The organism is Mycobacterium sp. D16Q13 (assembly GCF_002013375.1).
In the GTDB taxonomy this organism is placed as follows: Bacteria; Actinomycetota; Actinomycetes; order Mycobacteriales; family Mycobacteriaceae; genus Mycobacterium.
The window spans coordinates 327,791-352,243 of the sequence record NZ_MAEW01000010.1; the positions used below are offsets into that span (position 1 = coordinate 327,791).

General features: G+C 65.0%; 24 protein-coding genes. 11 read left to right on the forward strand and 13 right to left on the reverse strand.

From position 1 onward, the window contains the following. Positions 1-697: 697 nt before the first annotated feature. Positions 698-1,096, forward strand: a complete 399-nt coding sequence (locus B4400_RS12660; RefSeq protein WP_046252093.1) for a secretion protein EspR — start codon at positions 698-700, stop codon at positions 1,094-1,096. A 104-nt stretch (positions 1,097-1,200) separates the two neighbouring features. Here B4400_RS12660 and B4400_RS12665 read toward each other — a convergent pair whose 3' ends face one another. The 3 genes from B4400_RS12665 to B4400_RS12675 form a co-directional block, all read right to left on the reverse strand. Beyond that, positions 1,201-2,316: a hypothetical protein gene (locus tag B4400_RS12665; protein ID WP_078311397.1), complete on the reverse strand. Its 1,116-nt coding sequence runs from the start codon at positions 2,314-2,316 to the stop codon at positions 1,201-1,203. Beyond that, on the reverse strand, positions 2,313-2,804 hold the full coding sequence (locus B4400_RS12670) for a M48 family metalloprotease (protein ID WP_078311398.1): 492 nt from the start codon (positions 2,802-2,804) through the stop codon (positions 2,313-2,315). Before B4400_RS12670 ends, B4400_RS12665 begins: the two co-directional genes overlap by 4 nt. A gap of 66 nt (positions 2,805-2,870) precedes the next feature. Further along, complete coding sequence (locus B4400_RS12675; RefSeq protein ID WP_078311458.1) at positions 2,871-4,364, reverse strand: hypothetical protein; 1,494 nt, start codon at positions 4,362-4,364, stop codon at positions 2,871-2,873. A 316-nt stretch (positions 4,365-4,680) separates the two neighbouring features. Between B4400_RS12675 and B4400_RS12680 the strand changes: the two genes are divergently transcribed. The 8 genes from B4400_RS12680 to B4400_RS12715 all read left to right on the forward strand — a co-directional run bounded on the left by B4400_RS12680 (position 4,681) and on the right by B4400_RS12715 (position 11,096). Continuing rightward, positions 4,681-5,337: a DUF6474 family protein gene (locus B4400_RS12680; protein WP_078311399.1), complete on the forward strand. Its 657-nt coding sequence runs from the start codon at positions 4,681-4,683 to the stop codon at positions 5,335-5,337. Between the two features lie 3 nt (positions 5,338-5,340). Next, entirely contained in the window at positions 5,341-6,006 is a 666-nt protein-coding gene (locus B4400_RS12685; RefSeq protein WP_078311400.1) for a YcnI family copper-binding membrane protein, read from the forward strand. Continuing rightward, the gene (locus B4400_RS12690) at positions 6,006-6,572 is read left to right on the forward strand and encodes a copper resistance CopC family protein (protein WP_078311401.1); all 567 of its coding nucleotides are present in this window, start codon (positions 6,006-6,008) and stop codon (positions 6,570-6,572) included. The genes B4400_RS12685 and B4400_RS12690 overlap by 1 nt, the downstream gene beginning before the upstream one ends. A 147-nt stretch (positions 6,573-6,719) precedes the next feature. Further along, positions 6,720-7,259 carry a hypothetical protein gene (locus tag B4400_RS12695; protein ID WP_078311402.1) on the forward strand — a complete coding sequence of 180 codons (540 nt, stop codon included), beginning with the start codon at positions 6,720-6,722 and terminating at the stop codon, positions 7,257-7,259. A gap of 71 nt (positions 7,260-7,330) precedes the next feature. Continuing rightward, positions 7,331-8,128: a MerR family transcriptional regulator gene (locus B4400_RS12700; protein ID WP_078311459.1), complete on the forward strand. Its 798-nt coding sequence runs from the start codon at positions 7,331-7,333 to the stop codon at positions 8,126-8,128. A gap of 9 nt (positions 8,129-8,137) precedes the next feature. Then, complete coding sequence (gene rraA, locus B4400_RS12705; RefSeq protein ID WP_078290775.1) at positions 8,138-8,626, forward strand: ribonuclease E activity regulator RraA; 489 nt, start codon at positions 8,138-8,140, stop codon at positions 8,624-8,626. Next, a complete protein-coding gene (locus tag B4400_RS12710) occupies positions 8,626-9,813 on the forward strand; it encodes an amino acid deaminase/aldolase (protein ID WP_078311403.1) in 1,188 nt (395 codons plus the stop codon). Before rraA ends, B4400_RS12710 begins: the two co-directional genes overlap by 1 nt. Next, complete coding sequence (locus B4400_RS12715; protein ID WP_078311404.1) at positions 9,810-11,096, forward strand: D-arabinono-1,4-lactone oxidase; 1,287 nt, start codon at positions 9,810-9,812, stop codon at positions 11,094-11,096. The genes B4400_RS12710 and B4400_RS12715 overlap by 4 nt, the downstream gene beginning before the upstream one ends. Positions 11,097-11,370: 274 nt before the next feature. On the opposite strand, the gene B4400_RS12725 is transcribed toward B4400_RS12715, so the two are convergent. After that, the gene (locus B4400_RS12725; protein WP_078311461.1) at positions 11,371-12,153 is read right to left on the reverse strand and encodes an enoyl-CoA hydratase/isomerase family protein; all 783 of its coding nucleotides are present in this window, start codon (positions 12,151-12,153) and stop codon (positions 11,371-11,373) included. A 97-nt stretch (positions 12,154-12,250) separates the two neighbouring features. Here B4400_RS12725 and B4400_RS12730 point away from each other — a divergent pair, with 97 nt between their 5' ends. Then, positions 12,251-12,904 carry a TetR/AcrR family transcriptional regulator gene (locus tag B4400_RS12730; RefSeq protein ID WP_170914989.1) on the forward strand — a complete coding sequence of 218 codons (654 nt, stop codon included), beginning with the start codon at positions 12,251-12,253 and terminating at the stop codon, positions 12,902-12,904. Positions 12,905-12,980: 76 nt separating this feature from the next. On the opposite strand, the gene B4400_RS12735 is transcribed toward B4400_RS12730, so the two are convergent. The 9 genes from B4400_RS12735 to B4400_RS12775 all read right to left on the reverse strand — a co-directional run bounded on the left by B4400_RS12735 (position 12,981) and on the right by B4400_RS12775 (position 23,386). Next, a complete protein-coding gene (locus tag B4400_RS12735; RefSeq protein WP_078311406.1) occupies positions 12,981-14,465 on the reverse strand; it encodes a flavin-containing monooxygenase in 1,485 nt (494 codons plus the stop codon). Between the two features lie 87 nt (positions 14,466-14,552). Then, positions 14,553-16,490 (reverse strand): flavin-containing monooxygenase, encoded by a 1,938-nt coding sequence (locus B4400_RS12740; protein ID WP_078311407.1) that lies wholly within the window; start codon positions 16,488-16,490, stop codon positions 14,553-14,555. 5 nt (positions 16,491-16,495) lie between these two features. After that, the gene (locus B4400_RS12745; RefSeq protein ID WP_078311408.1) at positions 16,496-17,731 is read right to left on the reverse strand and encodes a cytochrome P450; all 1,236 of its coding nucleotides are present in this window, start codon (positions 17,729-17,731) and stop codon (positions 16,496-16,498) included. After that, on the reverse strand, positions 17,728-18,558 hold the full coding sequence (locus B4400_RS12750; protein ID WP_078311409.1) for a mycofactocin-coupled SDR family oxidoreductase: 831 nt from the start codon (positions 18,556-18,558) through the stop codon (positions 17,728-17,730). Before B4400_RS12750 ends, B4400_RS12745 begins: the two co-directional genes overlap by 4 nt. Beyond that, positions 18,542-20,104: a flavin-containing monooxygenase gene (locus tag B4400_RS12755; RefSeq protein ID WP_078311410.1), complete on the reverse strand. Its 1,563-nt coding sequence runs from the start codon at positions 20,102-20,104 to the stop codon at positions 18,542-18,544. Before B4400_RS12755 ends, B4400_RS12750 begins: the two co-directional genes overlap by 17 nt. Next, positions 20,101-20,694 (reverse strand): TetR/AcrR family transcriptional regulator, encoded by a 594-nt coding sequence (locus B4400_RS12760; protein ID WP_078311411.1) that lies wholly within the window; start codon positions 20,692-20,694, stop codon positions 20,101-20,103. Before B4400_RS12760 ends, B4400_RS12755 begins: the two co-directional genes overlap by 4 nt. Positions 20,695-20,738: 44 nt before the next feature. Further along, positions 20,739-21,749, reverse strand: a complete 1,011-nt coding sequence (locus B4400_RS12765; protein ID WP_078311412.1) for a PHP domain-containing protein — start codon at positions 21,747-21,749, stop codon at positions 20,739-20,741. A 10-nt stretch (positions 21,750-21,759) separates the two neighbouring features. Beyond that, the gene (locus B4400_RS12770) at positions 21,760-23,094 is read right to left on the reverse strand and encodes a glycosyltransferase 87 family protein (protein WP_078356019.1); all 1,335 of its coding nucleotides are present in this window, start codon (positions 23,092-23,094) and stop codon (positions 21,760-21,762) included. A 25-nt stretch (positions 23,095-23,119) separates the two neighbouring features. Next, positions 23,120-23,386, reverse strand: coding sequence for a helix-turn-helix domain-containing protein (locus tag B4400_RS12775; RefSeq protein WP_078311413.1), 267 nt, complete (start codon positions 23,384-23,386; stop codon positions 23,120-23,122). 74 nt (positions 23,387-23,460) lie between these two features. On the opposite strand from B4400_RS12775, the gene map reads away from it, so the two are divergent. Beyond that, complete coding sequence (gene map, locus B4400_RS12780) at positions 23,461-24,228, forward strand: type I methionyl aminopeptidase (RefSeq protein ID WP_078311414.1); 768 nt, start codon at positions 23,461-23,463, stop codon at positions 24,226-24,228. Positions 24,229-24,453 lie beyond the last annotated feature (225 nt).

Here is a 24,453-nt window from a genome sequence, read left to right on the forward strand (position 1 = left end):
CCCGCGGGCACCCGGCCGCATCGGTCACTTCCGTCACATCTACTCCAGGACGTGACCGCGACCCTCGTCGTGATCTCAGTTCCGGAGGGTCTTCGGCGGCTCTCGCAGGGGGCATTGGACGGCAGTGACCGACCACACGCCCCCGTTAGTTGCTGTGATCTTGCTCACAGTCCACCTCCGTGGATTTACCGCTGGTCAGAGGGGATGCCCTGCTGACGGGGCACACTTGCCGTCAGCGTTCCACTATTTAAACGTTACCTATGCGCGGCGATTCCCGCCATAATCACTAGCTGCCGTTATCGTCACGGGCATGACATCGTGCCAGGTCAGCGAGGCATGCGCGAAGAAGGCGCGGTGCCGGTGCGAGTAGCAACTCAGCAGGTTATACCGCCGGGCACCGCGTCCGGCCGACTTAGGAAACGAATGCGACCTCTGCGCGCGGCCCACAACGGAGCCTCCGTGTCATCGCCCTGGGGATTCATCAATCATTTGCCTGAGAACGAAGATTCCCAGATCGTCCCGAATATTGGACGCTGCACGAATGTGCCTGAGCTAGCAGGTTTGGATAACCGAACACCATGTCCACCCGAGGCGAACTTGACGGTTGCGCTTGGCTGCAGGCAAAACTAAGGTTACGATGGGCAGCAAATACGTCCCCCGAATTAGCAACTTTATCTGTTTGTGGAGGTAAGGCTCGATGAGCACCACGTTCACCGCACGTTTGAATCGGTTGTTCGACACCGTGTACCCACCCGGGCGCGGCCCCCACACCTCCGCCGAGGTGATCGCGGCCCTGCGTTCCGAGGGCATCACGATGTCCGCGCCGTACCTGTCGCAGCTGCGATCAGGTAACCGCACCAACCCTTCGTCGGCGACCATGAAGGCGCTCGCGAACTTCTTCCGGATCAAGCCGGCGTACTTCACCGACGATGAGTACTACGAGAAGCTCGACCAGGAACTGACCTGGCTCGCCAACATGCGCGATGAGGGTGTCCGTCGAATCGCGGCCCGCACCGTGGGGCTGTCCGTCGAGGCACAGGACCGCATCACGCAGGCCGTCGACGAATACCGTCGCCAAGAGGGTCTCGACAGCTAGTCCGCTTCTCACCTGGCCGGTCCACTCGGGGAAGGACCGGTCAGTTTGGCGTTCACCGCTCATCGAGCCGGCGGCGTACGCACGGAGGGACGGCGAAGTACAACTTAAGAACGACGTTCGGCACGCACCAGCCTGCGGTACTCAGTGGCGATCGCGAGAATCCATTCGCGATCGGAGTATCCGTCAGGCTGGTGTAGCCATTCCGGGCCCGGGAAGTTTTCCTTCGGATCACCCTCGGTAAGAACCCATTTCACCACCGCGTGGGCCTGCGCGTCCGGTGGTACGTCGAGCCTCACCGGTTCCGCTCCGAGCTCGATATCGCCCTCACCCTCCGATTCAGGGTCTAGACCCTGGGCGTGCATCGCCTCCAGGAAGAGCGCATCGGAGATGTAGGCCATACGGTCTGCCACCTGGAAGGCCAGCGGCCCACGCGGACGCACTCCGATGGCTGCGTCCGGCTGACGCTTCTTGAGGTCGGTGTACAACGGAGCCAACACGAACATCTCGCGTCGAGCCACCAGCCAAGTCTCGAAGGTCGGCAATAGCGATCCCACCGCCACCATCGCCATCGCACAACCGATCAACGTCGCCGCGGTCCCGATCGTCACGTACTCCGAATTGGCCACGGCCACACCGGCGACCACCAAGACTGCCAGTACCAGCAGGCTGATCCCGACGGTGAAAAGGAACAAGGCGCGACCCCGACGGCTGCGATTCGAATAGGCCATCCCCGCCCACAGCACGACCGACAGGGCGACGGCGATGTACAGCATCGGGATGAGCCAGGCTGTGCCAGAGGCGAATCCACCCAGATCGTGCTTGAGAAACTCGCGGGGCGTCATCTCGGGCTGCGGACCACGAGAAAAGAACACGGCTAGGCTGGCGCCGGCGATCAGGGCCGCGGCCAGGTACTGCCAGCGCGCCCATCGCCTGTTGGCTGCCGCGGTGCGGCTGGCGGACATGCTGGTGATCATCACGCAGCTGCCCGCCGCGCACGCCGTCAGCGCGGCCTGGCTTACCGCCACCGAAATATTGGGCCAGCCCAGCGAGCTGTCCACAAGAATTGTCAGCGGCTCCCAGTTCAGCGCCGACACCAGCGCCAGGCTTCCCAGCGCAACGATCATTCCGGTGCTCACCGGGGATTGTTTGTGGACGAGCACCCACCCGATGCGCAAACCCGTCGCCATACCCAGCAGCCCGGCAATCACCCAGGCGATCACCCAAAGGCCTCCCCGAGCCTCACCTGAACAATCGAAGCGCGGTCTGAGGGCAGTCGGCCAAGCCGATAGAGCAACAGAGCCGCGAAGTCCTCTGCCTCTTGTTCAGCCTCCATCCCGGCCGCACCCATGCATCCGGAGCGCTGGGACAGCATGTATGCGATGAGGTCGTCGCTGGCGAATTCCGCTTCATCCCTAGCCATTTCAACTACCGAGATGCCCTCGTGACGCAGCACCACATGCCCAAGTTCATGGGCGAGCGTGCGATCCCAGGTGGGCAGGCCACGCTGGATGATGAAGATGTCTTCGTTCTCGTATTGCCGCCACTGACCGCACACCCCGGGCGGCAAATCAGCCGAGATGATCTCGATGGACCGGTCCCGATCGCGACCAACGGCCTCGACGAGTGCGGACAGCGTCACCTCACCCTTGCGCGGGGCCAGATCCAGCACAGCGTTGACGGCATCGGTCACACGACGGCCTGCGCCCATGTGCCTCTCCCCTCAACACGTGCCTTCCCGGACAGACCCCTGACGGGGTGCTGTATCGATTCTCCCCTACTCCAGGAAGCGGGCGGCAGCGGAGGCACGCACGGTATGCCCGGCCTTGGCTTGCCGGTATCCGATGGCGCCTCCCACGAAGGTCATCATCGCGATACCCACGGCACCCGGAATGGCCACCGCGGCGATCTCGGACGTCTTCGTGAGCCGGAGGTAGTCGCCGTAGCCGGTACGCGGCGCGATGGTCTCGGCCGCGACGAACTGCTCGATCGGCTTCGTGACGGCCTCGGGTTGCTTGGACCCGCCAGCAGTCACGACGGCGTCGCCACCCCGGCCACCCTCGGCCTGCTTGATGGTCACAACGGGCGGTGCCGGCGCCACGACCGGCGCTAGCGGCGTGATGGCCGGCGGCGCGGGTGGTGCCGCGATCGCCACCGCGGGAGCCTTAGGCGTGGGCACCGTCGGCGGCGCTATGGGCCCGGTGTGAATACCGGGGTTTCCTCCCGGGTTCCGGGTGCCGGCCGCGCCACCGAACGACGGCGTGGCCGGGTTCGGGACGCCACCGATCCCCGGAAGGCCGGGCAGGGTGATCACGTGATCGTGGTCGTCGGATTCGTGCTCGTGCGTCGATCCGCCCCCGGCGCCCGCCTCGTGCGTCGATCCACCGCCGGTACCTGGTGTGTGCGTCGACGTACCCGGCTTTTTCTTCCAAATGACAATCGTGCGCCCACCCACGTTGATGGTGACGCCCGGAACTGTGGCTTCCTCGGACGACGTCTCGTGTCCTGTTGGTGTAGAGCCCGAGGCGGGGCTGTCCGCCGTGGTCGTCGCGCCCGGTGCGGTCGCGGTGTGCGGCGAGGTCGCGGTGTCGGCCTTAGGCGTCGTGGCGGTCTGCGTCTTCGGGGCCATCGCACCGGCGACGGAACCCAAAGCACCCTTCAACGTCGGTGACGTTTCGGTGTGAGCTGTTGTGCCGCTAGTGCTTTCAGCAGTGGGTGCCGTGGCGTTCGGGGTATGGACACCCGCCGCACCACCCGAATGCGGAAGGGTTATCTCGGGGCCGCCACCGATCCCCACACTGGACGTACCGCCCGTGGAGCCGGGGGTGCTAGTGCTCGAACCAGGACCGTTCGTGCTCGAATCATGGCTGCCCGCCGCATTGTCGGACGATTTGCCATTGGCGCCGGCGGACCCGGGCTTGGGAACGTTCGCCCCGGGGCCCTTGTCTTTGCCTTTGTCCTTGTCGCCGGCGGAGGAATCGCTGCTACTACCACCCGCAGCGCCTTCCGATCCAGCGCCGCCGTGCAGGCTCTTACCGAAGCTCGGGGACGAGGGCGCGTTGCGCGTGCCCCCGCTGCCGGGTCCACCGCCTCCGCCGACTCCGCCACCGAGCAGGCCACCGGTGATCTTGTGGATCGCGCCACCCAAGCCGTGGTCGTGGTCGCTGTCGCCACCCGAACCGCCGCCGGGCTTGGCGTCCGCGGCCGGGGTCGATACGGCAAAAACTCCGAATCCCCCCATGAGCGTCCCCGAGCTGAGCACCGTCACCACAGCGGCACGCGCCGAGGCACGCTTCAGCTGCTGGCTCCGCCTACTCTGCTTTGCACGATGTCGCCCCACGGCGAACAGAATGCCGGGAATTTGCTCGGAGGTCAAATATCTATCGCGAATTGTGGGCCCTTTCACCTCATGTTCCCCCTGCACCGCCGGAATGGCCGCTTACAGGACTTCGCTGGGGATTGCCGGGAACCTTTGCAGCGTGCGGCGCGACCACGTAAATACGGGGCCCCATCCGCACGGGGCCAGCGCGGGTCGGCGCGCTAGGGTTAGCGCCACACTCGCAACGCGATGAACGGAGGCCGCTGGGATGGGTTTTCTCACCAGCCGCAAGAGCCGCTCGACGAAACGCGCCGAGGCTCGGGCTCTGAAGGCGAAGGCCAAGCTCGAAGCCAGATTGGCGGCGCGTAACGACCGGCGACGGATGCTCATGCAGGCGCGCTCGGAGTCCGCCGCCCGGCGCGATTCGCGCAAGACGGAGCTCGCGACGTTGAAGGCTCAGCGGCAGATCGCCCAGGACCAGCTCAAGGCGGTACGCGAGGGCAAGCTGCTCTCGCCGACCCGGATCAAGCGCACCCTCACAGTGGTGCGGCTGCTAGCTCCGGTGCTCTTGCCGGTGTTGTACAAGGGAGCCATCGCGGTCCGCGGGGTGCTGGATCAGCGGCGCGCCGATCGCCTTGGCATACCGCTGGCAGAGCTTGGCCAGTACTCAGGGTTCGGAGCGGAGCTGTCGGCCCGTATCGCCGGCGCTGAGCAATCCCTCCAGGCCGTACTCGACCGGACACCCAAGGATGCAGAGACCAAGAAGTTCACCTCGGCAGTCCGTGCGCGGCTGGAAGAGTTGGGTACCGCAGTAGGGGCCTCCGAGCACATGCCACCGACCCGCAGGCGCGCGGCCCATGCCGCCATCGCCCGTGAGCTCGACGGCATCGACGCTGATCTGCTTGCCCGACTCGGAGTGAGGTAATCCATGCGCATGTTCCCCCGACTGATCGCGGCATCGACCGCGGCGGCCGCCGCGGTGATGGCGCTCGCTATTCCGGCGTCCGCCCACGTGCGCGTGACCACGGATAACACTGCCCGCGGTGGCTACGCGACGCTGGAGTTCTCCGTTCCCAACGAGTCCCAGAGCAAGGCGCTGACCACGGCATTGACCGTCCAGCTGCCGGATGTCGGTTCGGCAAGCACCGAGCTGCTGCCGGGCTGGACCAGCACCGTGGATCGAGACGCCGCTAAGGGCACGGTCAGATCGGTGACATGGAAGGCCGTCCCGGGCAACGGGATTGGGCCCGACCAGTTCGCGTTGTTCCGGGTGCGCGTCAAGCTCCCCGATACCGAGTCGGTGGCCTTCCCCGCGACACAGACCTATGCCGACGGTCAGGTCGTCACATGGGATCAGCAGGCCCAGCCCGGCGGCGCCGAGCCGGAGCACCCCGCACCCATACTCGACCTGACGCAAAGCAAGGCCGACCACGACGGACACTCGGCGCACGCCCCGCAGGTGTCGGCAACTCATGATTCCGCGCAGAGCGCGGCACATCCGGACAAGACGGCCCGCTGGTTCGGCGGCATCGGCCTGATCCTCGGTGCCGTCGCGCTCGTGCTTGCGGTGGCAAATCGGCGGAGGCAACAGTGATGACGGTTCTACGCAAGTCGGTGTCGGTGTTCTTGTCGGCCTTCATCGTGTTGGCGCTGGGCCTGGCGGTGCCGGGTGTGGCGGCGGCACACGCCGTCAAGGTGTCCTCCGATCCTGCCGAAAATTCCGTGCTATCCGGATCTCCCGCCCAGGTCAGTGCCACTTTCAACGAACCACTGCAGAAGCGTTTTTCCGCGATGACGATCATCGGGCCAGACGCCAAGACCGACCAGTGGCAGGTCGGCGATCCGGTGGTGTCCGGTGCGACGATCTCGGTCGGGATGAAACCGGGAGCACCGGCCGGCAAGTACGCGGTGAACTTTCGGGTGATCTCCGAGGATGGCCATCCGGTCGACGGATCCTGGCAGTTCACCATCACCGGCTCCGGTGCACCCGCCTCCGCGGGCGCGCCGGCGATGTCGCAGCAGCCGTCGGGCACGAATTCTTCCGCTCCGGCACCTTCGGCGAATCCGACCGATGGCGACCTGCCTATGTGGCCATTTGTGGTGGCTGTGGTGGTCTCCGTAGGTGCGGCACTCATCTGGACTCAGCGTCGTCAGTCCTAACCAGGGAGGGGGCCACTGGCCTTTTTCCGGTGTGACGGCATGATGGACAACGGCGGGGCGGCAGAGATTCGGGTGTAAGCCGCCCATCGTGGCCGCGAGCGCGCCACGAACACCCAGGACGACCGAAACTTGCGAAGGAGCAGGCGCATGGCGGACCAGGACAATTCGGCTAACGAGCCCAACCAGACACCGGAGAAGCCCGCTGGCGGCGAGGCATCAAAGCCCGCGACACCGGCTCGCCCCGCGAAGGCCGCGAAACGTCCAGCAGCCAAGCGCGCGCCCGCCAAACGGCCCGCCGGCTCGTCGGCACCCCCGAAGTCGGGTCCCAAGTCCGAACCCGGGTCCGGCGCAGCCCCAGCCCCGAAGCCGCCCGCCGCCCCACCGGTACCGAAACCTGCGCCAGCGGCGGCACCCGCGCCGACCCCTGAGCCCGTTGTCGAGGCCCCCAAACCAGTGGCGCCCACGCCAGAACCTGCCCAGCCCGACCTCGCGGCAGCTGCCCGGGAGGCCGCCGCACAGGCGAAGTCGGCGGTCGATTCGGCGCCGCCACCGATTCCCGGCCCGGCACCTGAAGTGGGCCGGCAATCACCGAACCTGAAAATCGCATTCGGTGCCGCGTTCGCGATTTTCGTCGTGTTGCTGCTTCGGCGCCGGCGTCGCCGCGAGGACTCCGTCGAACTGGACTGATCGGATCCGGTGCCGCCGTCACGAGATAAGGGCTTGACCCTCACGTCACGGGAGGCCGCACAGTGTCGAACGTGAACGAAGACACAAGTGAACCCAACCTGGTGACGGTGGGTCGGGTATCCGATCTGACCGGCCTCTCGGTCCGGGCACTGCACCACTATGACGAGATCGGTCTCGTGGTGCCCAGTGCCCGCACCCAGGCCGGCTACCGCGGATACACCGATACCGATATCGAGCGGCTCCATATGGTGCTGCTCTATCGCGAGGTGGGATTTTGCCTCGAGCAGATAGCGTCCCTGCTCGACGATCCGGACATCGATATGCACGCACACCTGCAGCGCCAGCGTGTACTGCTACTGGACCGAATCGACCGCTTGCACCACATGGTCGCGGCAGTGGAGAACATGATGAACGCTCGCCAGAGCGGTATTCGGCTGTCCGTCGAGGAGCAGATCGAAATCTTCGGCACCACCAGATTCGGAGACGAATACGCCGACGAGGCGCAGCAGCGCTGGGGTGACACCACGGCCTGGAAACAGAGCCGGGCGAGAGCCGCCCAGTACACCAAGGCGGACTGGATCCGGATCAAGGCCGAGGCTGATCAACTGCTCGCCGACCTCGCAGCCGCGAAACGCCAGGGCGTGCGACCCGGATCAGAGCAGGCCAACGCGCTAGCGAAGGCACACCGGCGGAGTATCGAGGCGCACTACGACTGCACTCCACAGATGCAGCTGTGCCTCACCGAAATGTACGTCGCTGACGATCGATTCCGGGCGTACTACGACGGCGCCGAGCCGGGTCTGGCGCAATGGCTGCGAGATGTCGTGATTGCCTATGCACCAGACCCGGCAGCGGAGCCCGACGAATAGGCTTGGGGTATGACGACAGCACCGATCACGCCCCGCCCGACCGCCGACCTGGGAGATGAGCTCGGCATCGACATGGCCAGTTGCGATCTTCAGCTCGCGCAGTTCGGCGCGCGGCCGGTATTCGCCGGGGTCATCACCACGGTGCGCTGCCACCATGACAACGCTCTATTGAAATCCATTCTCTCAGAGCCTAGTTCGGGTGGCGTGCTGGTGATCGACGGTGGCGGATCGCTGCATTGCGCGCTGGTCGGCGACATCATCGCGGGGATCGCCGTCGACAGCGGGTGGTCGGGTCTGGTGATCAACGGAGTGGTTCGGGACAGCGCCGAGCTGGCCACCATGGACATCGGCATCAAGGCCCTCGGTACCAACCCGCGAAAGGGCAGCAAGACCGGCGCAGGGGAGCGCGATGTCGTCGTCAGCTTCGGCGGCATCGACTTCACGCCGGGGGCGATCTGTTACGCCGACCACGACGGCGTAGTCGTGGTTCCGGCCTGATGTCGGTGCGGAGGCTGGCCGAGGCGCTGCGGGGGGCACCTGTACCGCTGGCCGCGGTCGACATGGACGCGGTGCGGACCAACGCCGCGTCGCTGGTCGCCGCCGCCTCCGGTCTACCCATCAGGGTGGCCAGCAAGTCGATACGCAGTACCGCACTGATTCGAAAGTTTTTGGAGATACCAGGCTTTCGAGGGGTGCTCGCCTTCACCCCCGCAGAGGCCGTGCATCTCGCCGACGCTGGCGTGGACGATCTACTGATCGCCTACCCCAGTGTCGACCGGGGGGCCCTGGCCACGGCGGCCCGGCATCGCTCAGTCATCCGCCCCTTAATCGACTCCGCCGATCACGTGGATCTGCTCGCGGCGATCTCGCAAGAGACCAACGCGCCGATCCCGGTGTGCCTGGATATCGATGCCGGGTGGCGTCCCCTCAACGGTCCGGTGCACCTGGGGCCCAAGCGATCACCGGTGCACACCCCCGAGCAGGCGGCCGCTCTCACCGATCTGGTGTGCGCCACCCCCGGACTGCGGCTGGCGGCTGTGATGGCCTACGACGGGCAGATCGCCGGCGTGGGCGACATCGTCCCGGGAAACCCGTGGTACCAGTTGGCGGTTCGCGGCATGCAGGCGTCCTCGCTGCGCGATCTCGGCCAGCGTCTCCCCCGGGTGCTGGACGCGGTCACCGCGCGGCTGCGTGCCGCCGGGGCACCACCGCTCGAGCTGGTGAACTCCGGAGGTACCGGCAGCCTGGCGCGCATCGCGGGACTGGGATTCGCCACCGAATTGGCAGCCGGGTCGGGCTTCTTCGCTCCGGCTCTCTTCGACAACTACCGCAGTCTGCGGCTAGATCCAGCCGCCGCGTTCGCGTTGCCGGTGGTGCGCAAACCAGCACCCGAGCTGGCCACGGTACTGGGCGGCGGGTACATAGCCAGTGGCCCCGCCGGGGCAAGTCGCGTGCCGGCGCCCTCGTGGCCCAGGGGTTTGTCCTTTGACCCATCCGAAGGCGCCGGGGAGGTTCAGACGCCGTTGCGCGGCGCGCGGGAGCTGAAGATCGGCGATGTGGTGTGGTTCCGGCACGCCAAGGCCGGCGAGCTCTGTGAACACTTCACCGAACTGCAGCTCGTCGAGGACGCTCAGCATGCGGGATCGGTGTCCACCTATCGCGGCGAGGGAATGATGTTCCTGTGAGCGAGTGGCACAACTGGAGTGGTCAAACATCTTGTGCACCAGGACTAGTGGTTCGCCCACGGTCCGAGGAGGAGCTGGCGTTCGCCCTCAGGCGCTCTGCCGGGCGGACGGTACGGCCGGTCGGCTCGTCGCATTCCTTCACCGAGCTGTGTGTCACCGACGGCGTGCAGGTGGACATCTCGGAACTGCGGCAACTGATATCAGTGGACGAGCAAGACCGGGTGCGGGTGCAGGCCGGTATCACCCTGCATGATCTGAATCGCAGGTTATTGCGGCACGGATTGGCCCTGCCGAACCTCGGCGATATCGACGCCCAGACACTCGCCGGGGCCGCTGCTACCGGAACACACGGGACGGGCCTGCGGTACGGCAACATCTCGCAGACCATCGTTTCGATGCGAATCATGACTGCCGACGGCACTACTCACGAGATCGCCGCTGGCGATGAGTTGCGCGCCGCACGGATCTCATTGGGTGCGCTGGGCGTGGTCACCGAGTTCACCCTGCAATGCGTTCCGGCCTTCCGACTGCACCGCCGCCAGTCCGTGCACGATCTGGACACCGTGCTGGCCGATCTGCCCACGTTGCTCGCCGATACCGATCACCTTGAGCTGTACCTCTTTCCGCACACGCGAAAGGTCTTGTTGCTACAGTCGGCACGCACCGAGGAGAACCCCTGGCCTCGCCATCCGGTGCGGCATTGGGTGGAGCGCGATCTGGTGGAGAACGGCGCGCTCGGCGCGCTGATGTGGATGGCCGGGCGTGTGCCGGCTGCCGCCCCGTACATATCGAAATTCGTTGCCAATCTTGCTGGTTCCAATGAGTCACAGGATGAGAGTGCTGCGGTGTTCGCGAGCCCCCGCAAGGTGAAGTTCACCGAGATGGAGTACTCGCTTCCCCTGGAGAATGCCCGCGATGCCATCCAGACTGCCCTGTCCACCATTGAGCAGAACCGTCATCGGGTGGCCTTTCCGTTGGAGGTCCGCTTCACCCAGGCTGATGACGCACTACTGGCACCGGCCCATGGCCGCGAAAGCGTCTACCTCGCAGTGCATCAGACGATTCACGGTCCGTGGGAGTCGTACTTCCACGATCTCGAACCCATCCTGATCGGGCTGGGTGGCCGCCCACACTGGGGTAAGCGGCACACCCTCACCGCCGCGCAGCTGAGCGAGCGCTACCCGGAATGGCAGACATTCCAAGAGGTCCGCGCCCGGTTCGACCCCGAGGGCGTGTTCAGCGGTGAATACCTGGATAGGCTCCTCGGCCCGGTCAGCCCCTGAACCAGGGCGGCGGTGTCGGGGCGAGAGCACCGTCAGACTCACCTACCGCGCGAGATGTCCCGGGGGTGTCGCTGTCCCAGACGAAATCGGCGGTCCAGTCAGCATCGGACTGCCGTTCGTCCGGAGCAGGCGCATCCCCAACGGCGGAGGGCCGGTTGTGTCGTCCCACGATGCACTCCATCCCATGACCACCGTGATCATCTGGTTACGTAATGTACCCAAATATGGGTGAGGCGCGCGAGGCCCGCGATTCAAGCCCTGGCACGCTGCGGTGCTACCCGTGGCCACTCCAGCGTGGGGCTCGACGTTCGGTAAACGCACGCGGGCCCTCGGCCGCATCCGGCGAGCCCATCAGCCGCAGGTGATCGCTCGTCTCCCGCGCCGCAACCTCGGCGGGCGACATCCCCGTCATCTGTGCGTCCCATAACAGCCGTTTGGTCCGCGCCGCGGACTGCGGCGCGACATTGGCCGCGATATCGCGAGCCATCTCCAGCGCGGCGGCGAGCACCCGTTCGGCGGGCAGACTTCTGTTGGCCAGACCCGTCTCGACGGCCCTGCGGGCCGAGAATGTCGCACCGGTGAGCAGCAGTTCGGCCGCCACCGCCGTACCCACCAACCGCGGTAACGTCCAGTGCGCCATGGCATCCGGCGCTACTCCGAACCTTACCTGAGGTATCGCATAGCGACCTTCCTCGGCGAGGATGCGGATGTCGGCGTGTAGTGCCAGTGTCATCCCGATACCGACGGCATGCCCGTTCACCGCGGCGATCACGGGAGTGCTCAGCTCGAAGGCGGCCGGCCGCACCGGTGACGCCGAAAAGTCAGCATTGTCCGGGGCGGCGAAAGTCTCCGCACCCACCGAGATCTGAGCCCCACTGCAGAATGCCGGCGCCGTGCCCGTCAGTACGATGACACGCACGGCCTGGTCGTCATCGAGCCGCCGATAGGCCGCGCCCAGCGCACGACCCACTTCGGCCGTGAATGCGTTGCGCGTCGCCGGGCCGTGCAGGGTCAGCGTCGCCACCCCATCGGCGATGTCGGTCAAGAGCTCGGTCAGGTCATCACCCCGCAGCAGGTCATGGCCCGACCGTACCTCGGCGTCGCGAGACCGGATTCTCCTGGTGCGCGGAGCCGAGCGCATAGACTCAACGGTCGTGGCCAAACGATTGACTCGCTCTGAGGCTCAGGCTCAGACAAAGGCCCGCCTCGTGGAGTCCGCGACTCAGCTTTACTTGCAGCAGGGTTTTGCGGTGACGTCGAACGAACAGGTGGCCGAAGATGCCGGCTACAGCCGTGGCGCCGTGTACTCAAACTTCCCGAGTAAAGAAGCCTTGGCGCTGGAGGTCATCGACCGCCACTCCGAACAAGTTCTGGAAAACTACCGACAAGCGCTTGGTGAAGCTTCTTCAGAGAATCGCCTCGAGAAATTTCAGGACTGGATTGAGCAATCACTCAGTGACACCGGCTGGGCACTGCTGAAGATCGAGCTCGCCCTGGTAGCCCGCCATAATTCGACGCTGAACGAGGAACTCGCGGCCCGCGACAAGACCATGCTGGACCACGTTGCCGGCGCAATAGCGCAGCTCGACGGCGATCTCCAACTTTCCGAGGCGAGCGTGCAGGACCTCGCCCGCCTGTGCGTCGCGGTCGGGCAGGGAGTGGCCATCGACAGCATCAAAGACCCCACGTCGACTACCGACTGGACCGAACGACTCCTGGCCGCCGTGCAACGGCTGCTGCCCATGCGGCCGATGCTTCCCATGCTGATCGCCGCGAGTGCGAATCAGGCTGCACCCGAACAGGAATAGTGTCCGCGATGCTTCGGCCACGACGCGGAACGGCCGGGCGTCGACAAGCAACACCCGGCCGTTCCGCAGCAATGGTCTAGCCGTTAACGGCCACCGGTGCGGTCTCGGCCGCGGCCTTCTTCCTGCCGAAGCGCATGCCCTCGGCGATCCGGCTACGCCGCATCATCCCGACGTCATAGGCGTAGTTCTGCTTCAAACGCCACGGGTGCTTGTTGCCCTGCTTGGGCAGTTCTTCCAGCGCGCGCAGCACATACCCCGGGGTGAAGTCCATGAACGGCTGCTTCTCGAGCGTCTCGTCGGCGAGCTCGGGAACCGCCGTGACATAACCGTTCTCGTCCATGTAGTTCAGCAGCCGGCCGACATACTCGGACACGAGATCCGCCTTGAGCGTCCACGAGGCGTTGGTGTACCCGATGGTGAACGCCATGTTCGGGATGCCAGTGAGCATCGCACCCTTGTACACGGTCTGCGCGGGCAGATCCACGGGCACACCATCTACCGTCGGGATGACGCCGCTGAAGAACTTCAGGTTCAAACCCGTCGCGGTGATGATGATGTCGGCGTCGAGATGCTTGCCCGACTTGAGCTTGATGCCCGTCTCGTCGAACGTCTCGATGTGATCGGTGACGATGTCGGCCTTGCCCTTGCGGATCGTCTTGTACAGGTCGCCGTTGGGCACCACGCAGAGACGCTCGTCCCACGGGTTGTATTTGGGGCCGAAGTGGGTCTTGTAGTCATAGCCCTTGGGCAGCTGAAGTTTGGCCTGCTGCATGATGATCCGCCGCGCAGCCTTCGGGAACTTGCGGCTGGCCTGGTAGCTGAAGATCAGCTGGCCGATGTTGATCCACCGCGCGATCGGGTAGGCGACCTTGGGCGGCAATATCTTCCGCAGGCCGTTGATGATCGGGTTCTCGTTCGGCAGCGACAGGATGTAAGTGGGTGAACGCTGCAGCATCGTGATGTGTCCGACATCGGGCGCCATCGCCGGAACCAGGGTCACCGCGGTGGCGCCGGAGCCGATCACCACGACCTTCTTGCCCTTGTAGTCGAGGTCCTCGGGCCAGTGCTGCGGGTGGATCACGGTGCCCTTGAAGTCGGCGACGCCCGGGAACTCCGGCGAGTAACCCTGGTCGTAGTCGTAGTAGCCGCTGCAGCAGAACAGGAAGGAGCAGGTGTACTCGGCGGTCTTACCATCAAGATCCACCTGAACGGTCCACTGCTGAGTCTCGGTGGACCACGCCGCCCCGACGACCTTGTGCCGATACCGGACGTGTCCGTCAATGCCGGAATTGGCCGCGGTCTTGTGCACGTAGTCGAGGATGGAGGGACCATCCGCCAGGGTGCGGCTGTCGTTCCACGGTGAGAAGCGGAAGCCCAGCGTGTACATGTCCGAATCGGACCGGATACCTGGGTACTTGAAGAGATTCCAGGTGCCGCCCATATCGTCGCGGGCCTCAAGCACCGCATAGGTCTTGGACGGGCAGCGGTTCTGAATGTGCCAGGCCGCGCTGATGCCGGAGATACCGGCGCCGACGATGAGCACGTCAAAGTGTTCGGACATGCCGCGATGCTACCGCTTACGGATCGGGGAGAAAAGTAAAGTTAGACCCTTGCGGTCGCACTCACACTGTGCCGAGGACGCCGCAGGTCAGGGCCCTCCGGCACTGGTGAAGACGTACTCGGACCAGTCCGGACGCCGGACGGCGTGCCAGTACTCGGGCAATCGCCAGGGGCTGACAGTGTGTATCTCGCCGTCCGCGTTCTTGAAGTAGGAGTGCTCGACGGCAGGGTGTGACCACACCATCTTCTTGATCTGGTCCTGCGTGCGCTGATGCCACTCGGCCGCCGCCCGTGGCTTCGGCTCCATCGCCAGGGTGCTGTCGGTCGCCAGGTGTTCCAGGCATTGCGTGACGTATCGCATCTGCAGTTCGGACTGGAAGATCAGGCTCCCACCGTGGGCCAGGTGCGTTCCCGGGCCGTAGAGGATGAAAAAATTGGGGAACCCCGGAACGGTGATGCCGCGATGCGCGTACGGCCGTTCCCCCCACATGCTGCGCAGCTCGACGCCGCCGCGTCCCGTGATCCGCATCGGCCACAACACCTCGGTGGCCCGAAATCCCGTGGCGTACACGATCACATCGGCGGGGTAGACCGCACCGTCCCCGGTGACGACGCCGTCCGGCTCGATTCGGTCAATCGGTGTGCGTACCAGCGCGACATTGCCGCGCCGGAGGGTTCGTAACCAGCTGCCGTTGTCCTGGAGCGTGCGCTTACCCGTAGCCGGGTAGTCGGGCAACACCTGAGCAAGCAGTTGCTCGTCACCCTCGACCTGGCGGGTTATCCAGTCGGTGAACATCATTCGTGCGGCGGCGTTGATCCCGCTCACCGCGTAATCCTGGTCGGGGTAGTCGGGATCGATCTCGGCAGCATCCAGCCCCTTGTCCGCACCGGGCCACATGAGCAAGAACCGGTACCAGCGCCCGTAGAACGGCAGATGCTTCATGGCCCACCGCACTCCGTCCTCAACGTGGTCGTGGTACATGGCATTGGGGAACATCCATTGCGGGGTGCGCTGGAAGACGGTCAGGTGCTCTACGGTCTCGGCGATGGCGGGCGCGATCTGGAATCCGCTGGCGCCAGCTCCGATGAGAGCCACACGCTTCCCGGCCAGATCTACGGAGCCGTCCCACCGCGCGGAGTGAAAGGCAGAGCCCGCGAAGGTCCCGGCACCGTCGAAGTGCGGGATGCTGGGACGGTTGAGCTGACCCACCGCGCTGATGACCGCTCGAGCCGCAAGCTCCTGTATCGCACCCTCTTTCGTACGTACGCGGATGTTCCAGTGCCCGTGTTGCTCATCCCAGCTCGCCGACTCGACCTCGGACTCCCATCGCACATGCTCACCGAGACCGCGCCTGTCGACAACCTCCTGAAAGTAGTCGCGCAGCTCGGGCTGTTGGGCGAAGTAGTGACTCCAACAGTCACTCGGCTCGAAGCTGTAGCAGTAGAAGTGATTCGCGACGTCCACACGAGCACCCGGGTATGTGTTCTCCCACCAGGTTCCGCCAGGGCCTGCGTTCTTTTCGACAATGGTGAATGGGATGTTGGCCTGCGCGAGCCTGATTCCGGCCAAGATCCCCGACTCACCGCAACCGATCACGACGACGGGCAAGCTGTCCGTCTGCTCCGAATCCAGCGGCGTGGCGCGTCGCGGATCGACGCCCTCCAGATCGAGCTCCTCCAGAACCAACGACCGGTAGTGTTCGGGAACCTCTTCACAGGCCGTCCAATTCATCATCTCCCGCACGATGCCGGCATCCAATGGCTCCGGCTCCGGGCATCCCCGATCGCGATAGTCCACGAGCACCGCGAGCGCCACCTGCCGGGCCCTCGCCTTGTCCTCCTCGGACATGAAGCCCTGGACTTCGTTGAGGAAGGTGGCCGCCTGCTTGAACTCCCGGATGTACCGCGGATCGCCGGTGATATGCACCAGTGACAGCAGCAGCGTCGGGATGCTCACATCCTCCAGGGCAGCGGCGATCTCCCGCCTAGAGGTGGAAAAGGGTTGCCCAGCGTAGCGGTTGCGCACGATGTCTACCCGAGGTAACTCGCAGGCAGGGAAACGACACCGTTGATCCACCCTGACCTGAACCGGATGGGCTCACCGGTCGGCATCAGATCCGGCAGCCTGTCCGCCACGGCGTCGAACATAATGCCGATCTCCAGCCGGGCGAGGTTGGCGCCGAGGCAGTAGTGAATTCCGTGACCACCGAAGGCGAGGTGCGGGTTGGGGTCACGCTCGATGTTGAAGGTGAACGGGTCGTCGAACACCTCCTCGTCGAAGTTGGCCGACGCGTAGAACATTCCCACGCGCTGACTCTTCCGGATCCGCACACCTCCGAGATCGACATCCTGCAGCGCAGTGCGCTGGAAGGCGATGATGGGGCTGGCCCAGCGGATGATCTCGTCGGCGGTGGTCTGCGGGCGCCGTTCCCGGTACAGCTCCCATTGCGCGGGGTTGTCGGCGAAGGCCAACACGCCGTGTGTGATGGCGTTGCGTGAGGTCTCGTTGCCCGCGACCATGAGCTGGATGACGAAGTAGGCGAACTCCAGTGGGGTGAGCGGGCGATCGTCGTACGCGCCCTGAACGAGGCCGGTGAGGATGTCATCGCGCGGATTCAGTTGCCGCTCTTCGGCCATCGCGTAGGCGTAGCCCAACATGGAGACAGTGGCGGTGGTGGCGGTATCTTTCCCGATGGCCGGGTCGTCGTAGGCGAACATCTGGTTGGTCCAGTCCAGCACCTGCTGACGATCCGATTCGGGGATGCCCACCAGGTCCGCGATGGCATGCATGGGCAGCACCGAGGCGATATCGGACACGAAATTACCGCTGGACTTTTCGGCGGCGGCCTCCACGATGTCCCTGGCACGCGTGACCAATCGTTCGTGCAGTCCGTTGACGGCTTTGGGCGTAAACAGTGGCGACACGATGCGCCGCAGGACTCGATGTTTAGGCTCATCCATGTCGATGAGCAGGTTCTCGCGCTGGATGTCGAGCTGCTCGGCGGTGATGTCCTCGTTGTAGCGCACCACCGTCGTATTCACGCTGTTGGAGAACACGTCATTGAGCCGCGATACCTCCTTGACGTCAACGTGTTTGGATACCACCCAGTAGCCGTCGTCGTCGAATCCGGCCACTCCCCTGGGCTGGGCGTTCCACCAGACGGGTTGGGTCTTACGCAGGTATGCGAACTCCTCGACGGGGATGCGCTGCTGGATGAGGTCCGGGTCGGTGAAATCGAACCCGGGCACGAACGGGCATGTGGTCATCGCTTCAGATACCCCTTGTCGACGGGAATCTGAGCTCCGGTCATGACGCCGGACGCATCGCCGGCGAGCCAGGCCACCACTTCGGCGATTTCGGCGGGTTCGACAAGCCTGTCGTTGTCCACCAGCGTCTGGCTGAAGCTCTGCAGGTATGCCGGGTGCTTCTCGAACATCCGCAGCACCAACTCATCGGCCGCCAACGGCGTGTTGGTTCCGTAGGGGTGGATGGAGTTGACCCGAATCCCGTACTCCCCCAGCTCGACCGCCAGCGAATTCGTCAGCCCCACCACACCGAACTTGGCGGCCACGTAATGGCCGCAGCCCGGCATGGCCTTGATCCCCGCAGAGGAGCTCACCGTGATGATGGACCCGCCGTTGCCGGCTTCGATCATCGCGGGGACCGCCGCCTTGATGGTGTTCCACACACCGGTCAGATTGACGTCGATAACGTCGCGCCACTGATCGGCCTCGATCTCCCACAGCCGCGCCCAGCTCGCGATTCCCGCATTGGCGACCACGATGTCGAGGCGGCCGAATCGTGTGATCGCCTCATTGATCACTTTCTGCTGCCCCGTGAGGTCGCGCACGTCGACGCGCTCGGCGATGATTTCGCGACCCAGCTCCCGAACCGCCGTCACGGTCTCGTCAAAATCGTCGGCAGTGGTAGCCGGGTATTCGTTGTAGGGCGAAGGCTTGTCGCAGGTGTCGATGGCCACAATGTCCGCTCCGTCGGCGGCGAGCCGAATGGCGTGCGCGCGGCCCTGGCCGCGGCCCGCCCCGGTGATGTAGGCGACGCGCCCGGCGAGCGGCTTGTCAGGCTGATTGCTCATGAAGCACCTTTGCTTTCAGGGGGACGGGACGAAACGAATAGTCGGAGAGTGGTGAATGCTTTGAGAACCAGTTCATTTCACTCACCGTCTGGGGCCGGTAGTAGCGGGCCTCGCCCTTGGAGTTGACGAAGTAGGTGCTCAGCGGTGGCTGGCAGTCGGTGGCGTACAGGCGAATCGCCTTACCCTGACGGGCCATCCGGCGCACCCACTTGTCGAATGCCTGTTGCCTCACTTCCGCGACCTCGCGGCGGCTGCGACTGGACGCCGCGATGACACGGGCAGCGTGGCGCGCATTGGCCTCCACCATGGCGTGCCATCCCTGACCTTGATTGCCCTCGGGGCCCACCAACACCCACCGGTTAGGCAAGCCCGGTAGCGCCGAGCCGCCATAGGTCCGCATCTCGTGGTCGCGGTAATACTCGCCCAGGTCAAACCCGTTACGGCCCCGAACAGTTCCGGGCTTGTAGTGCTCCGGGTCGGTGTAGATCTCGTAGCCGGTCGCCAACACCAAGAGGTCGACATCATGATGTGTGCCGTCCCTTGTCTCGATGCCGGTTGCGGTGACGCGCACGATGGGGTCGGTAACCAGCCGCACCTTTCCGGCATCGACGGCCTGCAGGAAGTCGCTGGATAAGACGGTGCGTCGCGCCAGGATCCCATAGCCGGGCATCAGGGCGTCACGCAACGCGGGGTCTCTGACGGTGCCTGCCAGCAGCTTGCGGTACCACCGCCGCGCCATATCGTCGTAGCGGGGAATCATCCAGCGCAACAAGGGTTCCGGCAACAGCGGCAGCAGATGGAACAGCACCGCCTGTGCGGCGTCCATGGCTCCGACGATCAGCGCGTTGAGGACTGTCAGCACGAACGGCGCACTCAGCATCTGCTGGGCGCGGGGCGAGAGGTCGGGGTTGGGTTTAGGAATAATCCATGCGGGGGTGCGCTGGAATGTCGTGACCGCCGCCGCTGCGCCGGCAACAGCGGGGGCAATCTGGATGCCGCTGGAACCGGTGCCGACCACCCCGACACGCTTACCGGTGTAATCGTAGGTATGGTCCCACGCATTGGGTCGCATGGTTCTGCCGCGGAAGTCGCTGAGGCCGGGGATATCGGGCCCGGGTTTGGTGTCGATGTATCCGCCTACCGCACTGATGACGTACCGAGCCCGAATGCCCGGCTTCCCGGCTACGGTGAGCTCCCAGTGTCCGCCGTCCTCGTTCCAGCGTTCCGCGGTGACGGCGCTGCTTCCCCGAAAGTGCGTGCGCAACCCGAGTTCTTCTGCCACCGACAGGTGATAACGCTGGATTTCGGCGCCGTCGGCGAATAGCTTTTTCCACCGACCGGTTCGCGCAAAGCTCAACTGGTAGAACAGCACCGGAATGTCTACGCCCAGGCCCGGATAGGTGTTGTCACGCCAGGTGCCACCGAAATCCTCGGCACGGTCCAGGATCACGAAGTCGTCGATACCCTGTTCGCGCAGGTAGTGCGCGGCGCCGATACCGCCCGGACCGGCGCCGACAATCGCCACCTGACAGTCGATGTCGCTCATGCCAGTCCACGCAGGACGAATCGAGAGAAGTAGTCGCGCACCACGGCCGGGTCCTTCAGATTCACGGAGATGGCAGGCAGCACTTCGATGCTCATCAGCGTTCGCATGATCCATTCGGCGCCTTCGGTGGCGTCGACATCCTCACCGATCTCGCCGCGTTCCTTGGCAGCCTCGACCTGCGGCGCCCAAAACTCGACCGACCGGCGCATCAGGTCATCACCACATTCGTCGAGCACCAGCTCCAACACGTTGGACACGTGCAGCGTCGGGTCCAGGCGATCGGACCACGCTCGATGGTCGCTGATGCGTACCGCCGCCTCCCCAACCTGGTCGGTCAGGGTGGTCTTGGCGCTCACCGCCCCCGCGAACAGCTCGATGAAGGCACCGGCGATGAAGCCGACGGCGACGTCGATGGCCTCTTTCTTGCCACCGAACCAGTTGTAGATGGTTCCGCGGGAGACGCCAGCCTCGTCGGCCGCGGCCGACAGGCTGAAACGTTGAATTCCGGAGCGGACCAGGGTCTGCGCAACGGCCGCGACGATCGGCTCGGGTACCTCACCGCGCGGGCCCGTCGTCTTCACAAGCTTCACGCTTGAACACTTTGCGCGAATGTGTTCAAAGTGTCAATAGGCGATCAGCCGTGCTGCGTGGTCCTGGCCAACAGCTGCTCAACGGGCCAGGTGTTGATCACTCGTTCTTCTGGAACGCCGGCCTCAAGCGCTCGCTCGCAGCCGTATCCGGAGAATTCCAGCTGCCCCGGCGCATGCGCGTCGGTGTCAATGGAGAAGTCGCAGCCAATGTTCAGCGCGAGGTCAAGCAGCCGGCGCGGCGGATCGCGCCGCTCCGGGCGGGAGTTGATCTCGACGGCGGTGCCCGAGTCGCGGCACGCCCGGAAGACCTCTGCCGCATCAAATCTCGATTCGCCTCGGGTACCCCGCTCACCCTCCACCAGCCGACCCGTACAGTGGCCCAGCACGTCGACACGCGGATTGGTGACGGCGGCGATCATGCGCCGGGTCATCGCGGCAGAGTCCATCGCAAGCTTGGAATGCACACTCGCCACAACGATGTCGAGCTGGTCGAGAAGCTCGGGGTCCTGATCCAGCGCGCCGTCGTCCAGGATGTCAACCTCGATACCGGTGAGGATTCGCATGGGCGCCACCTGCTCCCGCAGTCCATCGATGACCTTCAGCTGGGCGCGCAACCGCTCAGCTGACAAACCATTGGCAACGCGCAAGCGGGGCGAATGGTCAGTGAGCGCGCAGTATTCGTGGCCAAGCGCCTTGGCGGCGCTCATCATTTCTTCGATGGGCACCGAGCCGTCCGACCAGTTCGAATGCAGATGCAGGTCCCCCTTGAGTGCGGCGCGCATACTGCCACCGCCGGTGCTCTTAGCGTTGGCGCGCAGCTGTTCGAGAGTGCCGGGCACCTTGCCGGCCCAGGCCTCGGCGGCGACGGTCGCCGTCTTGGGCCCCAGGCCCGTAAGGCTCTTCCAGGTCTTGCTGGCGCCATGGCTCTCCCGCTCTTCGGGACTGAGCGCGGCGATAACGTCGGCGGCCTTCCGGTAGGCCATGACGCGGCGCGGCTCCTCGCGTGCGAGTTCCTTGTAGTAGGCGATCTCACGCAGGGCTGCGACGGGGTCCATGTCCAGGACTCTAGGCGCGTATCGCCAGCTCCTCATCACGATTATCTGGCGGATAGTCCTCAATCTCCGCCGACAGCATGGCCAGCTCGTCCAGTTCGTCAAACTCTGTCGGCGCGCTCAGCCGCAGCCAGCTGACGGCGCCGATCATGAAGCACAAGAACGCCGTTGGATACCAGCCGCTCATCAGCTGGCCTATCCAGAACGGTCGCAGGTCAAGGAAGTTCCAATACACCCCGCTGAAGTAGATCGTGGTGTGCCCGCGACCTGGCCGGTGCAGGGTCCACATGAAGACCATGGCGAACAGACCCGCCGCACGCCAGGCCCAGCCGCTTGACCAGGGCCGCCCGGTGGTGCATGCCTTCGCGACGAGCCAAATGATCGCGGGGGCGAACCACACCCAGTGCGCGGCCCAGCTGAACGGTGACACCGCGCAACCGGTAAGTCCCACCAACACCACCGCCAAGAGCCGTTCTCCCCTGCGGTGCGCCCACACCGCGACGGCCATACCGGCAGCAAGTACCAAGAGGCTCAACACAATCCACAACCACTCCGGGCGCGCGTGCGGGAAGAAGTACCGGGCCAGGAATCCGTTGATCGACTGGTTCGCCAGGTGGTCAATCCGGCTGATGTGCGCGGTATCGCCTACATGACTCCAAAACCATGCGCTGTCGCGCGGCAACAGTGGCCAGGTCAGCGCCACGGTGGCGGCGAAGGTGGCCGTCGCGGTCACGGAGGCGCGCCATTGCCGGGTGAGCAGCAGGTAGGGCAGAAAAATCAGCGGGGTGAGCTTGATACCGGCGGCAAGACCGAGGCCGATCCCCTGCCACCGCCCCTGATTCGGTCGCACCAGATCCAGCAGCACCACCGCCATGAGCAGGACGTTGATCTGTCCCCACCAGAGGGTGGCCTGCACCGGCTCGACATCGATGACGATGGCCGCGAGCGCGGCACTCATCGCGGCGAGCCGGATGTCCGCGCGCACGCCGGCCAGACGCAGGATGCGCCATGCGATCACCGCCAACGCGCAGATGGACAACGCAAGCAGCAGCCACTTCGCGACGTCCAATGAGGCCCAGGCAAGCGGCGCCAGAACCAGCGTTGCGAAGGGCGGGTAGACGAACCAGGCCTGGTTCAGCGCCGGGGCTTGGTACAGCCTCTTGCCATCCCAGAGCCCGCGCACCGCGGCACGGTAGGTATCCAGGTCGTAGCCGTTTTCGGTCAGCCCAAAAAATCGCGTGTCGAAGGGGACGAGGCGGTTGTGTACCACCATGGCCAGGACAGCCACCGCCAACGCACCCAGAACGGCACCACGTGGCAGCCGCATCTCCCCACCCCACCTGTGCATCCGGCCGATTTTACGGCCGCGGCGGTTAGGACGCGGCGCCGATCGTGGCCTCGTCCTGCCACGAGGCCGCGACGTCGTTGAGGTCGAGACGCAGCGTTGCGGCCAGCTGTACGACGGCACCAAATGCGGGCGTCGGGAGCCGTCCGGTCTCAATCTTGCGCAGGGTCTCCGGGGAGATTCCCGACGCGCGAGCGACATCGTCGAGGGGGCGGTCACCGCGCGCAGCGCGCAGCAACCCACCCAGACGCTTACCCGCGGCGAGTTGCTCTGCGGTGAGCGGCTGACGAACCATGCCGCCGACTCTAGTCTTGGTATTTAAATACCAAAAGCCCTAAGGTGGTATTTAAATACCACCAGGAGGTACGCGTGATCGAGTTGAAATCGCCTGCGGAGATCGCGCGCATGCGGGTGACCGGCGGGTTCGTGGCCTCGGTGCTCTCCGAACTGTCGGCGATCGCGGCGCCCGGCGTCAATCTGCTCGACCTGGAGCACCGCGCCCGCGACATGGTCGCCACACGCGGCGCGGTGTCCTGCTACTGGGACTACTCCCCCTCCTTCGGGCGCGGACCGTTTCGCAATGTCATCTGCCTGTCGGTGAATGACGCAGTGCTGCACGGGCTTCCGCATGATTACGTGCTGGCTGATGGCGATCTGCTGAGCATGGACTTTGCGGTGAGCATCAACGGCTGGGTGGCCGACTCCGCGGTGAGCGTCGTCGTCGGCACCGCAGACCCCGAGGATGTGCGGCTCATCGACACCACCCGCGCCGCCCTGGATGCGGCCATCGCGGCTGCTCAACCGGGCAACCGGCTGGGCGACATCTCGGCGGCGGTGGCCACCGTGGCCGAGGGCGCCAAGTACCGAATCAACACAGACTTCGGCGGACACGGCCTGGGCCGCACCATGCACGAAGATCCCCATGTCCCGAACAAGGGGACGGCGGGACGGGGGTTGAAGCTGGAACCCGGCCTCACACTGGCGTTGGAGCCGTGGTTCGGGCGCGGAACCCATCGGCTCACCGTAGATCCGGATGGGTGGACTCTCCGCATGGCGGACGGCTCTCGGGGCGCGCATTCCGAGCACACCATCGCTATCACCGAGGACGGGCCGCAGGTACTGACGTTACGGGACTAGACGAGACCGACTACGGCGCATCATCCGCTACCGTCCCCACCCGGACTGGTTACAGGTCTATAACGATCTGGAACGACGGGCGTGTCCGCGATCCGACACGCTGCACTATCGCCGTGAGCAACGCTCAGTGGCTGAAGCGCATGGCCTCTTCGGGAGTGATGAGCCGCTCGTTCTTCGCGGGGAAACTGTGGCTTTTCATGGGATGACGGAGCAGTGACCAGGCAA

What these genes read in the sequence shown, in the direction of transcription:
- B4400_RS12770 (WP_078356019.1), bottom strand. Translation starts at nt 23,094, where the DNA reads ATGCACAGGTGGGGTGGGGAGATGCGGCTGCCACGTGGTGCCGTTCTG.
- B4400_RS12710 (WP_078311403.1), top strand. Translation starts at nt 8,626, where the DNA reads ATGTCGGTGCGGAGGCTGGCCGAGGCGCTGCGGGGGGCACCTGTACCG.
- B4400_RS12685 (WP_078311400.1), top strand. Translation starts at nt 5,341, where the DNA reads ATGCGCATGTTCCCCCGACTGATCGCGGCATCGACCGCGGCGGCCGCC.
- rraA (WP_078290775.1), top strand. Translation starts at nt 8,138, where the DNA reads ATGACGACAGCACCGATCACGCCCCGCCCGACCGCCGACCTGGGAGAT.
- B4400_RS12670 (WP_078311398.1), bottom strand. Translation starts at nt 2,804, where the DNA reads ATGGGCGCAGGCCGTCGTGTGACCGATGCCGTCAACGCTGTGCTGGAT.
- B4400_RS12745 (WP_078311408.1), bottom strand. Translation starts at nt 17,731, where the DNA reads ATGACCACATGCCCGTTCGTGCCCGGGTTCGATTTCACCGACCCGGAC.
- B4400_RS12775 (WP_078311413.1), bottom strand. Translation starts at nt 23,386, where the DNA reads ATGGTTCGTCAGCCGCTCACCGCAGAGCAACTCGCCGCGGGTAAGCGT.
- B4400_RS12765 (WP_078311412.1), bottom strand. Translation starts at nt 21,749, where the DNA reads ATGGACCCCGTCGCAGCCCTGCGTGAGATCGCCTACTACAAGGAACTC.
- B4400_RS12660 (WP_046252093.1), top strand. Translation starts at nt 698, where the DNA reads ATGAGCACCACGTTCACCGCACGTTTGAATCGGTTGTTCGACACCGTG.
- B4400_RS12755 (WP_078311410.1), bottom strand. Translation starts at nt 20,104, where the DNA reads ATGAGCGACATCGACTGTCAGGTGGCGATTGTCGGCGCCGGTCCGGGC.
- B4400_RS12750 (WP_078311409.1), bottom strand. Translation starts at nt 18,558, where the DNA reads ATGAGCAATCAGCCTGACAAGCCGCTCGCCGGGCGCGTCGCCTACATC.
- B4400_RS12735 (WP_078311406.1), bottom strand. Translation starts at nt 14,465, where the DNA reads ATGTCCGAACACTTTGACGTGCTCATCGTCGGCGCCGGTATCTCCGGC.
- B4400_RS12695 (WP_078311402.1), top strand. Translation starts at nt 6,720, where the DNA reads ATGGCGGACCAGGACAATTCGGCTAACGAGCCCAACCAGACACCGGAG.
- B4400_RS12690 (WP_078311401.1), top strand. Translation starts at nt 6,006, where the DNA reads ATGACGGTTCTACGCAAGTCGGTGTCGGTGTTCTTGTCGGCCTTCATC.
- B4400_RS12680 (WP_078311399.1), top strand. Translation starts at nt 4,681, where the DNA reads ATGGGTTTTCTCACCAGCCGCAAGAGCCGCTCGACGAAACGCGCCGAG.